The 12661-nt window shown below is 46.2% G+C and carries 19 protein-coding genes; 17 read left to right on the top strand and 2 right to left on the bottom strand.

Going from position 1 to position 12661, the window contains the following annotated elements; all coding sequences use genetic code 11:
• Nucleotides 1-52: 52 nt before the first annotated feature.
• The 17 genes from ACFQNG_RS20325 (at nucleotide 53) to ACFQNG_RS20245 (ending at nucleotide 11114) form a co-directional block, all read left to right on the top strand.
• On the top strand, nucleotides 53-421 hold the full coding sequence (locus ACFQNG_RS20325; protein ID WP_379867741.1) for a hypothetical protein: 369 nt from the start codon (nucleotides 53-55) through the stop codon (nucleotides 419-421).
• Nucleotides 422-435: 14 nt separating this feature from the next.
• Nucleotides 436-897, top strand: a complete 462-nt coding sequence (locus ACFQNG_RS20320) for a head-tail connector protein (RefSeq protein ID WP_379867740.1) — start codon at nucleotides 436-438, stop codon at nucleotides 895-897.
• Complete coding sequence (locus ACFQNG_RS20315) at nucleotides 897-1262, top strand: head-tail adaptor protein (protein WP_379867739.1); 366 nt, start codon at nucleotides 897-899, stop codon at nucleotides 1260-1262. Before ACFQNG_RS20320 ends, ACFQNG_RS20315 begins: the two co-directional genes overlap by 1 nt.
• A gap of 5 nt (nucleotides 1263-1267) precedes the next feature.
• Nucleotides 1268-1657 carry a hypothetical protein gene (locus tag ACFQNG_RS20310; protein ID WP_379867738.1) on the top strand — a complete coding sequence of 130 codons (390 nt, stop codon included), beginning with the start codon at nucleotides 1268-1270 and terminating at the stop codon, nucleotides 1655-1657.
• A 30-nt stretch (nucleotides 1658-1687) separates the two neighbouring features.
• Nucleotides 1688-2281 carry a hypothetical protein gene (locus ACFQNG_RS20305; RefSeq protein WP_379867737.1) on the top strand — a complete coding sequence of 198 codons (594 nt, stop codon included), beginning with the start codon at nucleotides 1688-1690 and terminating at the stop codon, nucleotides 2279-2281.
• A 41-nt stretch (nucleotides 2282-2322) separates the two neighbouring features.
• Entirely contained in the window at nucleotides 2323-2793 is a 471-nt protein-coding gene (locus tag ACFQNG_RS20300) for a hypothetical protein (RefSeq protein ID WP_379867736.1), read from the top strand.
• A gap of 66 nt (nucleotides 2794-2859) precedes the next feature.
• Nucleotides 2860-3243 (top strand): hypothetical protein, encoded by a 384-nt coding sequence (locus ACFQNG_RS20295; RefSeq protein ID WP_379867735.1) that lies wholly within the window; start codon nucleotides 2860-2862, stop codon nucleotides 3241-3243.
• A gap of 44 nt (nucleotides 3244-3287) precedes the next feature.
• Nucleotides 3288-3557 (top strand): hypothetical protein, encoded by a 270-nt coding sequence (locus ACFQNG_RS20290; RefSeq protein WP_379867733.1) that lies wholly within the window; start codon nucleotides 3288-3290, stop codon nucleotides 3555-3557.
• Nucleotides 3538-4872 (top strand): phage tail protein, encoded by a 1335-nt coding sequence (locus ACFQNG_RS20285; RefSeq protein WP_379867732.1) that lies wholly within the window; start codon nucleotides 3538-3540, stop codon nucleotides 4870-4872. The genes ACFQNG_RS20290 and ACFQNG_RS20285 overlap by 20 nt, the downstream gene beginning before the upstream one ends.
• The gene (locus tag ACFQNG_RS20280; RefSeq protein ID WP_379867731.1) at nucleotides 4865-5752 is read left to right on the top strand and encodes a phage distal tail protein; all 888 of its coding nucleotides are present in this window, start codon (nucleotides 4865-4867) and stop codon (nucleotides 5750-5752) included. The genes ACFQNG_RS20285 and ACFQNG_RS20280 overlap by 8 nt, the downstream gene beginning before the upstream one ends.
• 3 nt (nucleotides 5753-5755) lie before the next feature.
• A complete protein-coding gene (locus ACFQNG_RS20275) occupies nucleotides 5756-6985 on the top strand; it encodes a siphovirus ReqiPepy6 Gp37-like family protein (RefSeq protein WP_379867729.1) in 1230 nt (409 codons plus the stop codon).
• Nucleotides 6986-7071: 86 nt separating this feature from the next.
• Nucleotides 7072-7845, top strand: a complete 774-nt coding sequence (locus ACFQNG_RS20270) for a hypothetical protein (RefSeq protein ID WP_379867728.1) — start codon at nucleotides 7072-7074, stop codon at nucleotides 7843-7845.
• A gap of 55 nt (nucleotides 7846-7900) precedes the next feature.
• On the top strand, nucleotides 7901-8779 hold the full coding sequence (locus ACFQNG_RS20265) for a hypothetical protein (protein ID WP_379867727.1): 879 nt from the start codon (nucleotides 7901-7903) through the stop codon (nucleotides 8777-8779).
• Between the two features lie 37 nt (nucleotides 8780-8816).
• Nucleotides 8817-9563: a PIG-L deacetylase family protein gene (locus ACFQNG_RS20260; protein ID WP_379867726.1), complete on the top strand. Its 747-nt coding sequence runs from the start codon at nucleotides 8817-8819 to the stop codon at nucleotides 9561-9563.
• A gap of 77 nt (nucleotides 9564-9640) precedes the next feature.
• The gene (locus tag ACFQNG_RS20255) at nucleotides 9641-9952 is read left to right on the top strand and encodes a hypothetical protein (RefSeq protein WP_379867724.1); all 312 of its coding nucleotides are present in this window, start codon (nucleotides 9641-9643) and stop codon (nucleotides 9950-9952) included.
• Between the two features lie 38 nt (nucleotides 9953-9990).
• Nucleotides 9991-10398 (top strand): phage holin family protein, encoded by a 408-nt coding sequence (locus tag ACFQNG_RS20250; RefSeq protein WP_379867723.1) that lies wholly within the window; start codon nucleotides 9991-9993, stop codon nucleotides 10396-10398.
• On the top strand, nucleotides 10395-11114 hold the full coding sequence (locus tag ACFQNG_RS20245) for an N-acetylmuramoyl-L-alanine amidase family protein (RefSeq protein WP_379867721.1): 720 nt from the start codon (nucleotides 10395-10397) through the stop codon (nucleotides 11112-11114). Before ACFQNG_RS20250 ends, ACFQNG_RS20245 begins: the two co-directional genes overlap by 4 nt.
• Nucleotides 11115-11186: 72 nt before the next feature.
• Here ACFQNG_RS20245 and ACFQNG_RS20240 read toward each other — a convergent pair whose 3' ends face one another.
• Together ACFQNG_RS20240 and ACFQNG_RS20235 are read right to left on the bottom strand one after the other, a co-directional pair.
• Nucleotides 11187-12431: a hypothetical protein gene (locus tag ACFQNG_RS20240; protein WP_379867719.1), complete on the bottom strand. Its 1245-nt coding sequence runs from the start codon at nucleotides 12429-12431 to the stop codon at nucleotides 11187-11189.
• A 38-nt stretch (nucleotides 12432-12469) separates the two neighbouring features.
• A partial coding sequence (locus tag ACFQNG_RS20235) for an integrase core domain-containing protein (protein WP_379867718.1) occupies nucleotides 12470-12661 on the bottom strand: 192 nt, incomplete at its 5' end.

Genomic DNA, 12661 nt, shown 5'->3' with positions numbered 1-12661 from the left:
TGTTTCTGGACGCAGACTGTGAAAAAAGTAGGCAGGAAGGAGGGAAACCATCATGCCAGTGAATTACACGATCTATCCCTTGACGATCGTCAGTGGGGATACGGCTGAAACGGAATGGATTGATATTAGCACGTACGTACGTTGTCGCTTGGTGGTAGCCGAACTTCCCGATGATCCCATAACAGGGTTAAAACCTCAATATGAAGTGTCCATTTCCCAATCCTCGGTGGCGGATACAGGCGCTCCCGTCATCGTACATGGAACCAAGTACACGTGTGGAGTGAACATGTACGACGAATATTACGCCCAATCCGAAATTTTTGACCCCAAAGTCGAATTCGGAGCCAAGTTTATTAAAATTCAACTCCTCAATCGGCGTGGGACCACCTCTGTGGATGCCTACCTGATTTATGAGACTTAGGGAGGTGAGAAATGATGGCAATCATCACCAAAGATGATTTGAAATCCTACTTGAAATTGGATACGACTTCCACAGCGGAAGATGGCATGCTGGATCACCTGATTGCTGCGGCGATATCCGAAATGGAACAAGCGCATGGTCGCATCTATGAATACGGCGATCATACGGAGACCTTTTACTCCCCAGTGGAAGGCGTTCTCTTCCTGTCGGCATTCCCTGTCCTCAGTATCACGTCGGTGACTGTGGATGAAACGGCGGTTTCTGCCAGTGCTTATGAGTTGGACGCCAAACGAGGATTGCTGCGGGGTCTCTTTCCTGCGGGTTGGAAAAAGATCGAGGTGCAATACAAAGGCGGATATTGGACAGACGCGGGAACGACTCCCCCTGCAGGCGTGCCTCGGTTGCCTGCGGCGATGAAACAGGAATGCTTGGAGCGCGCGGCTTATCTGTACCAGAACCGAAGGGGGATTCGCTGATGGCATTAGATATCGGAACAATGAAGCATCGGGTGGAGTTTTTCATGCCGGATGGAACCAATCATTCCCCTTTGGATTCACCCAATCCACAATTTTGGGCCGCTTTTCGCACATTACGGGGCGAACCGCTCTATTCAGCCCGATTCGTTTTTAATAAGGTGACCGCTGAAATCCGCATGCGCTATTGGCAATATGAAAAGTCTGATCCGCTGACTGGTGAAACCATGATCTATACGCCTACGTCTGGATGGCGTGTGCGTGTAGTCAAAGGAAATGGCACGTACTTTGAATATGTGATTGAATCCGTAGTGAATGTAGATGAAGCGGATGAAGAGTATCTGATCACCGTTTCGGAAACAAGGTGAGGCCGATGGCACGAAAAGTACGCCAAAAGTTTTATATCAGAGAAACCTTGGATCGCTTTGAATCGCACAACAAGGAGAACGTGCAGAACGCGACCACCTATCTGGTGGAACAAATCAAGCGGAATTTGCTCAGAACCAGTAACCAAGGAGGGAAAAACCCTTCCAAACCGGGGGAATTGCCTCACTATGGTTCCAAAGACTTGGCCAAATCCATCCGTGGTCGTACCGTCAAAGGCGGAAAAACCAGACGGGGCATCACCTGGACAGGATACGTCACGATGGGCGAAGAATACGGCTTGATTTTGGAATTGTATCGAAATCGGTCATTTATGGTTCGCACGATGCAAGAAGAAAAACGGGCGATCTATCAGAATCTGACCCGACGAAAGCGATAACCTTCTTTACCCGAGAAAGGAGGTGCACACGTGAGCGTCATTACGGATGCGATCGTCAAAAAGCTAAGAGATGACGAATTCCTCTCAGGGAAGAAAGACTCAACGGGAAACTACCTTCCCAATACAGGTCTTCTCTCTCTCATGAATGAAGCTTATTGGGATGCAGCCACATCCACAGAAAAGCAACGTATTGTGCCAGCCATTTACTCTTGGCAAGACTACACACCCATGATCCGAAATGATCAAAGCAAAGTCCACTTAGCCTTCATCCAATGTGCTGGCCATGTTGCCGATGTGCCATCTCTTCGCTTCGGTTCGAAAACCCGACGAGCGAGAGACATCACTCGTGACATCCTTTGCTTTTATCAGCAAGACAAGAAGCCCGAAACCGTTGATTACGATTATTCCTATGTGGAGAAAATGGCGGAACGGGTCTATGAACTCTTTGACCGAAAACCACTTCAGATTCCCATTCCTGATGAACCCGGCCATTATACGACATGGGAAACGGTCAAATGTCGGGCGAATGGTCCCATTGTGCTCCCTTATGAACAACAGGATCGATTTGACTCCCGTCTCGATGTGATGCAAGTGACCTTGACGTTTACCATTCAAGCCAAATAACCCCTTCATGGGGAATTTTTTATTCTAAGGAGGACTCTTTTATGGCAATCAACGGTTCTAATGTTTTGATTTACGTATACGACAAGGATTATGCAGGTACCACCTATACCGATAAATACATCCCGGTTGCAGACCAATCCAACTTGTCCGACGAGCAAAGCAAAAACATCATCGACACCTCAGCCAAAGGGGACAAACATCTGAAAGGGATTTACGGACGTCAAGAAGGCTCCATCTCCTTGGAAGCCCTGTACTTCCCAAATCCATCCTCTGCTGATGAAAAAGGCTACCTCGTCTTGAAAAACTGCTTCAACAATAACAAATTCGCTTATATCAAGGTTTTCGATGGAACGAATGCGGAATACGGCGAAGTGCTGATTGAAAGCATCGGCCGTGAGTTCCCGGATGAAGATGTTTCTACCGTATCGGTGGAACTTCGCTTGAATGAAGCCCTGAGCGAAACCGCTCCAACTATCACCGACACCAACACTTCCGGTTCGGAAACGGTTTAACCTTGAGGGAGAGGCCAACCTCTCTCCTCCCTTCCTTATCCATCATAAAAACAAAGGATGATGAAAATGGCAAACAAGATCAAAGGGCAACGCTCCATTGAAATCAACGGGGAACGGTACACCGTTCATTATGACTTTAACGCCTTAGCAGAACTCGAAGAGGCTACCGGGAAAGACACCAGTGACATCATGCAGGAACTGGCCAAGATGCAAGAAGAACAACGGCTCTCCATTACGTTTCTTCGTACCTTAGCCTGGGCTGGCTTTCTCCGTCATCATGGACTGACCCTCAACGAAGTCGGAGAATTGATGAGTCAATCCGAATTACCCCAACTGTTCTCGGCGGTCGGTGAAGCCTTTGCAACTTCGCTGATGTCTGAGGAAGATTGGGAATCGGCTCAAAAAAAAGGCACGGCTCAAAAAAAGCGTGGCACTGGCAAGAAATCATAGAAGACGCGGTGAGGATTGGGATTACCCATGAGGAATTCTGGCGAATGACTCCGGTCGAATTGCGGCAACGCATCGATGGGTATTTCTGGCGGTTAGACCAGGAACGTCAGTTCCTTGCTCATCTGGCGGCAGCCCTCATTCAACCTCATACCAAAAAACGCATCAAAGGCACGGACTTATATAAACCCCTCTCATTCAAGAAAGGTTCCACCGAACCAAAAGAAAACCGCTTGAAGAAATTTGAAGAAGTGGCGAAACGCCTAGCAAAAAAAGAAACGGAAAGGAGTGAAGGAAATGGCGGAAAAACTGGGTGAGGCGTATGTCGAACTCAGCGGGGTGGATAAGAATCTAACGGCTTCCCTTGAGAAGGCCATGGCTTCGACGATCGCGGCAACCAACCAAATCAACCAAAGTTTAGCCCTATTATCCGCGTCATCTACTTCAACCAGTAAGGTATTCAGCCAGTCCGTCGTGCGCATGATGGATTGGACAACTCAATTTGGCGGTAATACCCAAAAGGCAACCTCTCTCTCCAAAACCCTGTTTAATACCATCAAGTTGGGTGCCCTTGCGGCAGGGGCGGCCATGATTGCCTCATCGGAACAAGGGCAACGATTGATGGAATCAATGGGACAACTTTCCCAAATCACCATCGACAAAACGATTGGTCCCGCGATTGACCATATCGCTCATGCGATTTCGAGTTTGGCCACCAATATTCAAAATTTTGGCTTTGGTGAAGGCTTTGAACGAACATTTTCACAATCAACCAAAGTGGCGATTGTCGCTGTCGCAGGCGCCATCATGGGTGCCATGATTCCGGCTTTGAATGCTCTAAGGATTAACCTTTTGGCTCAGATTCCGGTGTGGTGGTCAGCGATTGCCCCCTTGTTACCTTTTATCGCGATTGGTGCCGCCGTAGCGGTTCTTGCCTATCTGATCTGGCAAAACTGGTCAACGATCACAGGGTGGCTAAAAACCGCATGGAACACACTTTGGACGGGTGCGAAAAGCATCTTCAATGGAATCAAAAATGCGATCTCGACGGCCTGGAATGCGATCACGAGTTTCACCATTTCTACTTGGAACAAAATCAAATCGACCACCACCGCTTTATGGAATAGCTTGAAGTCATGGCTCTCGTCTACCTGGAATAGCATCAAGTCTTCAGCCAGCTCGGTATGGAATAGCGTGACTTCTGCGATTTCTGGCGCTTGGAATAGCCTGAAATCGAAGGCCTCTAGTATTTGGTCGGGGATTTATAGCACGATCTCTCGCTGGATCAATAAAGCTTTAGGGGCAATCCGTCCATTCATCCGTGGCTTTAACAGCATGGTTTCCAAGGTCAATAGCTTAACTGGTTCCAAACTGCCCACGATTTCCATGACGGGTCTGGCCAAAGGGGGAATCGTAACAGCTCCAACCATGGCGGTCGTAGGTGAAGGGCGATACAGTGAAGCTGTTCTTCCGCTCAGTGACAAAACCTTCTCGGCTCTGGCGGCTGGCATCACGAACAATATGGGGCAAGGGAAAGCCACCACAATCAACGTCTATCCAAACAAAGCCAACATCAATGAAAGAGACTTGGCCAACATCTTCAGAAGAACGGAGTGGATGATGGGTGTCTGAACAAATCAAGTTTGTGAATGCTGTTGGTGAAGAGATCCTTCTCCACGACCCGGGAAAAATTGAATATTTGTACGGCAGAAAGGGGGCTTTCATGCCTCCTTTTTCTGTGGTGATGGACAAGACGGCGAATCAAGATGGCAGCATCTATCGGGAAACTGTGGCGGAGTCGGCTGAAATCGAAATTCCCATTCAAGTCCTTGGAACCAACGGAGCCGACCTCTGGCAACGGATGCGGAACCTTCGCCGTATCCTGAACCCGAAAAAGGGGTTGGGTCGCTTGGTCGCTACGGCACCGGACGGGGAAGAATGCACCGTCACTTGTATCTGTAGCGAGATTGTGATGGATGAGAGCGAAAACAATACGGTTCTTCATGAATCGGCCACTTCCATCCAAAAGATGATGCTGGTCTTTACTGCTCCGTATCCTTATTGGGCATCAACCAGCATCTTCTCGAAGACCTTCACCCGTGGGTTGCAAAGTAGCTTCTTCCCGTTCTTCCCACTCATCCTCTCCTCTTCACAAGTGTTTTCAGAGGATGTGGTGGACAATCAAGGCGAGGTGGAATCCTATCCGCTTTGGGTGATTCAAGGGCCCGGATCAGATATTGTCTTGCGGAATAAAACCACAGGAAAATGGTTGGCACTCTCCACCGTGTTGGGTAAAGGCGAAACCATCACCATCGACACATTGAGCAAAGTTGATCCAAACCGGCCAGCGATCACGAAAAATGATGGAACCTCTCTCTATCCTGATTTGATATGGGGTTCCGATTTGTGGTTATTGGAACCTGGTATGAACACCATCACCATTGAGATGAACAATGCGACGGAGGAATCCCTTGTACAGGTCTCCTATCAGCATTGGTTTATGGGGGTATAGCCAATGAAATCGACATACAATGTCTATATCCGAGATCAAAACTTCAATATCTTAATGGAGCTTACCGACTTTGAAAAGCTGGAGATGATCAAGCGTTTCAATGATGTGAGTACGTTCACCCTCACCATGAACGCAACCTCTCCCCAAGCCAAGCCGATCTTCTCCCTTCTTCGTCAAGGTGGGGGTCGTGCTGGCATCGTGGTGAAACGGAATGACCAGGTTCTCTTTTCCGGCCCCTTTCTACCTCGAAACTTGAAGGGTGAATTTGCGGAAAAGAAAGTCACCACGCTCACTCTTGGTGGTGCCGATGATACGTATTATTTGAAGACGCGGTTGGCTGTTCCAAAAAATGCTTCTGGCCAATATGCGCCTCCCTTTGATGGCGAGGATTACAGTATCTTTAAAGGTATAGCGGAAACGGTGATGCATCAGTATGTGTCTGTGAATGGTGGTCCCGCTTCAACCGATCCACGCAAAATTCCTCGTCTTCGCATGGCATCGGATGGTGGGAAAGGGAAAACCATCACAGGTCGCGCCCGATTTGATAACCTATTGGAACTCTTAAAAGCCTTGGCGATCAAGGGTGGGGGTCTCGGCTTTCGAGTGGTTCAAATCTCATTCAACCAAGAAACGGATGATCATTCAGAACCAAAAATCGAATTCCAAGTTTATCAACCGGAAGATAAATCGAATTGGGTCATCTTCTCTCCATCCCGTGGGAATCTCGCGGAATTTGATTATGGCCAAGAACCGCCGGAAGCCAATTACATTATTGCTGGTGGTGGGGGCGAAGGAAAAGCGCGTTATTTCGCTTGGGCCGGGGATGAACCGAGTCGTGAATTCTACGGAACTCATGAAGGATTCTTGGATAAACGAAATACCGGTAGTGCGGCACCAACCGAGGAAGAAAAGAAAGAGATCATCGATAGCATCTATGAGGAACTGGAAAACAAGACGGAGAAGACGGGATTATCCATTAAACCCATCGACACGGCAGCTATCCAATTTGGAAGAGATTATCGAGAGGGCGACAAAGTATCGGTCGTGATTGAGGATACCGAAGGGGAACCAGAGGTTATCCAAGACATTGCGCGTGAGGTATCGATCACATTGGATCAAAACGGGGAACAGATTGAACCCGTGATTGGTACAACAGGAGTCGGAACCACTCTTCGCTTATTAGACCGTATCCGCAACTTGGAAGCGCGGTTATCTCAACTGGAAAAACGTTAATCTGCAAATGCTCATATTGTCTTTCCTAACATTACTACTTTATCGTAAACTATTTCTATTCAAATAGATAGGAAACGAGGCATACCATGAACAAGTTGCATATCTGGGCAGAAGTGAAAGAGCGTTTTTCCAATCCCGATGATCTGGCAAAACTGAAGAAAATGTATTTCGCGATTTATATCAAATGGCTGGTTCTCTTTGGAATGTTCCTGCTTCTCTTTTCTCCTTTCTGGCAAAAAAACATTGGGATACGCGATTGGATGCCGTGGCCGTTTCTAATCATCTTCTTTCTTCACGATTTTATGATAAAAGAAAACAAGAAATTTCAACCTATTATACTCAAGAAGTTAATCGGCACTCGCTTTCGCAAATGTGAGATAGTTGTAAGAACCCTTCTTATTCTCTCGATGCTACTCTTTATTAACAGTTATGGTCCTTGGGCTGAAAAGGAGATCCCTGACGCAGTCCAAGACTTTGGTCGGAAGGTAGAATTACCAACCCATCTCCCTTTTACCGTTCATTACAGCTATGCCACCGTGGATTACGAATTGGACGAGTTATCAATTACTTATGACCATAGCATACCAAAGCTCGGCTTCATTGAAACCGCGCCAATCATCACGGTTGATATATCATCCAAAAAACCAACACAACGCAAAGGAACCACGGTTCGATTTAACAATGGGATATCTGCTGTATACGCAAAAGATGAGATAGGCGATGGAATTTTAACTTGGCAATCAAATGGACTTTGGTATGAAATGTACAGCATGACAAATGGTAAACCCTATGATAAAAACACGTTACTCAAAATAGCTAATTCCTTTAAACCTTACCGCCTCACTGAACAGAAAGAATAAACACCATTTTTAAGACTTCGCAAGAGGTCTTTTTTTATTGGAAAGGAGACGAACGATGGCAAAAACCTTTTATCCCTTTGATACGATTCCTGTCATGGAAGCAGAATGGAGCAAGATGGCTCAATGGTGGAGAACGAATGGGGTTTTGGTTGAGGGACAAATCATGGACAGCACCAGCGCGGACTTGGCTGTCACTAAAGGCACGGATCCTCAAGTGAAGGTGGCCAAAGGGAAAGCGTGGATCGAAGGACATTATTTTGAGTCTACCGCAACGGAAACCTTGACTCCGCCTTCCAACCAAGGAGCAAGCGGGAACCGGGTAGACCGTGTGACGCTGGAACTGGATTGGGTGAAAAACAAAATCGATTTGGTGATTCTTCCAGGAGGAACGGACGGACAACCGCCAACCTTGCCCAACTCATCAGCAAAATACTATATCCCGTTGGCCAAAGTCACGATCAGCAACACGAATACCATCGTATCCATCGAAGATGAACGGGAACCTTCCATCGGGCCCGGATTCACCATCGCGGCAAAGGTAGGACGTAGCGCAGCGCAAACCATCACATCCGGACTAGAAACCTCCGTCCTCTTTACCGTCAAACATTATGACAACTGCAACATCTGGAACGGCGGGTATAAACTCACTGCTCCCAAAACGGGTCTTTACCTGGCTACCCTTTGCATCAACTGGCAAACGAATACCAACGGCAGTCGCATTCATCGCATTCGGAAGAACGGAAGCACTGTCATTCAGGAAGAACAATTTCCATCCGGTAGCGCCAGTTTCACCCGTACCATTACCACGGTGACACGCCTTTCCAAAGGGGATTACATCGAAGCCTTGGTTCTTCAAAACTCAGGTGTCAACTTGGATATTGGCGTTTTAGGTGAAAGTCAGCCATCTCTTTCTCTCACATTCTTGAGCGAGTGATTCTCGCTCTTTTTTTATTTCAAAGGAGGAGTTCAACATGAGTAGACCAGTCATTTTTTACGCACCGCACGCCGATGATGAAACCTTGAACATGGGCATTACGATTGCGGAACATGTGGCCGCTGGAAGACCGACACACGTGGTTCTAATGACGCATGGACGGGTAACCGGCGCACTTGATGCCATTAACGGCACCACCTATTCAGGATACTGGAAAGCGACCCATGACCCCGCGGTAGAAGGATATGAACCCCTCACCAAAGATACCTTGGCAGAAGCGCGTGTTAACGAGTTTCATCATGCCTGTGGTCAGTTGGGCGTGCCAAAAGAAAATCAGCATGTGGAGTATTTGGATGACCCGGCAACGGGCGAAACCATTACCTATGATGAAGCCAAAGCCGTGATTGAAAAGTACATCGCGTTGTATCCGGATGCGGACCACTATACCCTTTCGTACCATGACATCCATCCGGATCATGCCGTGTGTGGTCAAGCGCTTCAAGACCTATATACCGCAGGCAAGATTCCATACTATATCCGATTCATGATCTCCATGGCTACACGGAATGACCTGGAAGCCAAAGGAGCGGCTATTCCCGGAGGTGGATGGAAAGATGTGCCGACCGATTCAACGATTACTCAAAAGGTGATCAATGCTTGCCGATGCTATGAGGCGTGGGCACCGACTCTCGGAGCCTATGCCGTGGGTTATCACAGTGTGGCTGGTCAATTTGATAAACTCTTGGCCAATCCGTTCCACTATATGCACATGCCGGGGCAATAAAGAAAGAGGGGAGAGATCCCCCATGATTTATCACAAACAGGTCTTTTATGTTTAACAACGACAAGGAGTGATGAGAAATGGCAGTGCATCATGGATATGAGGTTGGAATGCAAGTGATGTATACACCGGAAGATAACGAGTTTGGTGACATCATCTGGGGAGGCAGAAGCTATCCAGCGATCATCACGAAGATCGAAAATGGAGAGATGGGTGAACAAATCTTCCATCTCGTGGTCTTTACCGAGCGTGGTGTATTTCTGAAGAACAATGCACAACCGACCACACCCGGCACTTCTCAAACAGGTAGATTTTCGATGACGAGCAATCAACTGGATAAAGAAACAGCAGCCGAAGCATTTGGGCTGAACTATCGATTGTTTAGGCCGTAACTTGCACACCAGTGGATCAGACAGAAGGAAGTGTTCACATGAATAGTTGGATCAAAGGAATGGCAGCCGTGGGTGGTTCCCTTCTCACCTTGTTGTATGGGGGATGGAGTGAACTGCTAACGGCGCTTTGTGTTTTCATGACCGTGGACTTTATCACGGGATGGGTAGCAGCAGGAATGGCGGGGAAATTATCTTCCAATGTGGGGTTCAAGGGGATCGCAAGGAAGATGAGCATTTTGTTGATTGTGGCACTGGGCCATCTCATGGATGGTGTTCTTGGAACACAAAACGAGCTATTTGAAAGTGCCTGTATCTATTTCTACTTGGCAAACGAAGCCCTCTCGATCATCGAAAACACAGGACGGATGGGATTACCCATTCCCGATGTTCTAAAAAAAGCCATTGCGGTAATCAGTGAGAAGGCAGAAAAGGAGGAAGAACGATGAGTTACTTGATCTGTTTGGACGACGGACATGGCAGTCAAACACCTGGGAAAAGAACGCCTGCGATTCCACAGTTGAATGGACGAATGATTCGAGAAAACGAGTTCAACAAAGCCGTGGTCAACTTCTTGGATCAAGAGTTAAAGCGTTGCGGCTTTCAAACCTTGTTGGTGGCTCCCACAGATGAAGACACGCCCCTGACAGCAAGAACGAACCTTGCGAACCGGAAAGGTGCGGATTTGTACATCTCCTGCCACTACAATGCAGGCGGGGGACGGGGCCTTGAAACCTACTACTGGGCAACGAGTTCAAAGGGAAAACGGGCGGCCACTTTGATTCATAATCAACTGATAAAGTCGGGTGTGGAGCGGGTAAACCGTGGAGTCAAGACAGCCAACTTCCATGTGTTGCGTGAGACCCATATGCCGGCTGTGCTCATCGAATATGGCTTCATGGACGATCCTGGACTCGTAGAAGCACGACAGATGATTGATCCGAAGGTGCAAAAAGCGTTTGCCGTCGCAACAGCCAAAGGGATATGCGAGTATTTTGGAGTGAGCTATGTTCCTGAGACACCAGCCAAACCAAAGCCCATGTATCGTATGATGGTGGATGGGAAATTCGTGGTGGATACCGCATATGTGTCCAAGATCACGGCAGCGGTTGATCATGCAGTGAGTAGTGAAGCAAAGAGGATTGAGGTATTTATTAGAGATTGAAAAGAGCCGGTCTATTTGGCCGGCCCCTGTTTTTGGACGCAATATGTGAACTTTTCTTTTAAGTCAAAGACATTATAAAATCCTGTCATTTGCTTTTACGCCGGCTTCTTCACACACAGTTTGATATTGCTGTCTAAATGAGTCCTTTTTGAGTTCATCTTTTAAGCTTCCCCATAAATATTGACCAAAAAAAGCGTTTTGAATATTTGTCACGATTTGTTTATCCCATCCATATGTTTTTAAGTAAAACAATACACTATTTACGTTTCCTGGTTTATTTCCCCATTTTTGATCCTTGATTAACCGACCTATCATTACATTTTCATAAAAATACTTTATAAATCCTACTTCCTCCAAGAATTTTATATCAACAACATTTAATGAACCTAAAAAAAATCCAAGTTGAAGGCTTAACATTTGATTAAAAAATTCCTCTCTATCTTCAACTGGAATCATGTCAAATTTCAACATATTCAACATTAAAACATCTTCATTCAGTGCAAGTTTTTTAGCCGTCTCTTTCCAAATCCTACGAATAAACCAGTCTTCTTCATCTGTAAATAAAATGACCTCTTGAGGAATAGCATCTAAAAAATCAACCAAATAGTCATTGTTTTCTTCTTGAACTAGGAATTCCTTAAATTTAGGACGGAATCGATTTGCTCGTACAAGATCCGATAGAAATTTGTTCGTTTCTTTAATAAAACTAAGATCCAAATTCACAAATATCCCCTTTATCAACGGGATTATTTTATCTTCCGAAATCGTTCGTGTAAGCCATTGAACCAAAGGAGTATGATCTGCTCCTCTTCTTGTATAAGTGGGATCGAAGTGTCGATTTATTCGTTCCAACGCATCTTCTAAACTGCCTATAGCCACAAATTCATTCATATGACTCGATAAAAAGTGCCAGAATACCTCAACGTGGGAAGCATCAATATAACCATCCTTAGCATGAGCACAATTGTTTCTTAGCTCTCTCCAGTAGAAATCAACATATTTTCTTAATTTCGATTTTACTTCCAACGTTTCATATCGTTTATTGTTTTCATTTTTAATACATTCCATCACTGTTGTTTCCCACTTATCCTCATCTCTAAGTAGGTTAAGAGTCCCTTGTATTTGTTTTCTCTTCTCTTCAGAATAATTAGCCTGTAAGATTCGATCTCTTACCACCAACATAAAGAACAAGTAGGAGAATAGGTAAGCAGCACGGTAAGCCCCTGCCTTATAACAAATCATGGCCTCTTGGAAAGTTGACTTCGCTTGCTCTGATACGTCTTGTTCTTCTAACCACTTCTCCATCGGAAGTTTCATTCTAAACCCTCCTTAATGAACCCCATATGTCCAGACAATTATGCAACGTTTGAAGTTACAGATTGACGAAATTCTCGTGGCGACAGATATCCAAGCGCAGAGTGAGGTCTTTCATCATTGTAAAAAGCTATGTAATGATCAATGTCCTGTTTAGCTTCCAGGAACGATCCATATTCTTGGAGCCAAACCGTTTCCTCTTTTAGCGTACGAAACCAACGCTCAATGTAAGC

This window comes from Laceyella putida, assembly GCF_042665195.1.
Taxonomy (GTDB): Bacteria; Bacillota; Bacilli; order Thermoactinomycetales; family Thermoactinomycetaceae; genus Laceyella; species Laceyella putida.
The sequence above is the reverse complement of the archived record's forward strand: the minus strand, read 5'-3'. Positions and strand labels throughout refer to the sequence as shown.

Coding starts and splice junctions, on each gene's coding strand:
- ACFQNG_RS20325 (WP_379867741.1), top strand. CDS start 53: ATGCCAGTGAATTACACGATCTATCCCTTGACGATCGTCAGTGGGGAT.
- ACFQNG_RS20320 (WP_379867740.1), top strand. CDS start 436: ATGGCAATCATCACCAAAGATGATTTGAAATCCTACTTGAAATTGGAT.
- ACFQNG_RS20315 (WP_379867739.1), top strand. CDS start 897: ATGGCATTAGATATCGGAACAATGAAGCATCGGGTGGAGTTTTTCATG.
- ACFQNG_RS20310 (WP_379867738.1), top strand. CDS start 1,268: ATGGCACGAAAAGTACGCCAAAAGTTTTATATCAGAGAAACCTTGGAT.
- ACFQNG_RS20300 (WP_379867736.1), top strand. CDS start 2,323: ATGGCAATCAACGGTTCTAATGTTTTGATTTACGTATACGACAAGGAT.
- ACFQNG_RS20295 (WP_379867735.1), top strand. CDS start 2,860: ATGGCAAACAAGATCAAAGGGCAACGCTCCATTGAAATCAACGGGGAA.
- ACFQNG_RS20290 (WP_379867733.1), top strand. CDS start 3,288: ATGACTCCGGTCGAATTGCGGCAACGCATCGATGGGTATTTCTGGCGG.
- ACFQNG_RS20285 (WP_379867732.1), top strand. CDS start 3,538: ATGGCGGAAAAACTGGGTGAGGCGTATGTCGAACTCAGCGGGGTGGAT.
- ACFQNG_RS20275 (WP_379867729.1), top strand. CDS start 5,756: ATGAAATCGACATACAATGTCTATATCCGAGATCAAAACTTCAATATC.
- ACFQNG_RS20270 (WP_379867728.1), top strand. CDS start 7,072: ATGAACAAGTTGCATATCTGGGCAGAAGTGAAAGAGCGTTTTTCCAAT.
- ACFQNG_RS20265 (WP_379867727.1), top strand. CDS start 7,901: ATGGCAAAAACCTTTTATCCCTTTGATACGATTCCTGTCATGGAAGCA.
- ACFQNG_RS20260 (WP_379867726.1), top strand. CDS start 8,817: ATGAGTAGACCAGTCATTTTTTACGCACCGCACGCCGATGATGAAACC.
- ACFQNG_RS20255 (WP_379867724.1), top strand. CDS start 9,641: ATGGCAGTGCATCATGGATATGAGGTTGGAATGCAAGTGATGTATACA.
- ACFQNG_RS20250 (WP_379867723.1), top strand. CDS start 9,991: ATGAATAGTTGGATCAAAGGAATGGCAGCCGTGGGTGGTTCCCTTCTC.
- ACFQNG_RS20245 (WP_379867721.1), top strand. CDS start 10,395: ATGAGTTACTTGATCTGTTTGGACGACGGACATGGCAGTCAAACACCT.
- ACFQNG_RS20240 (WP_379867719.1), bottom strand. CDS start 12,431: ATGAAACTTCCGATGGAGAAGTGGTTAGAAGAACAAGACGTATCAGAG.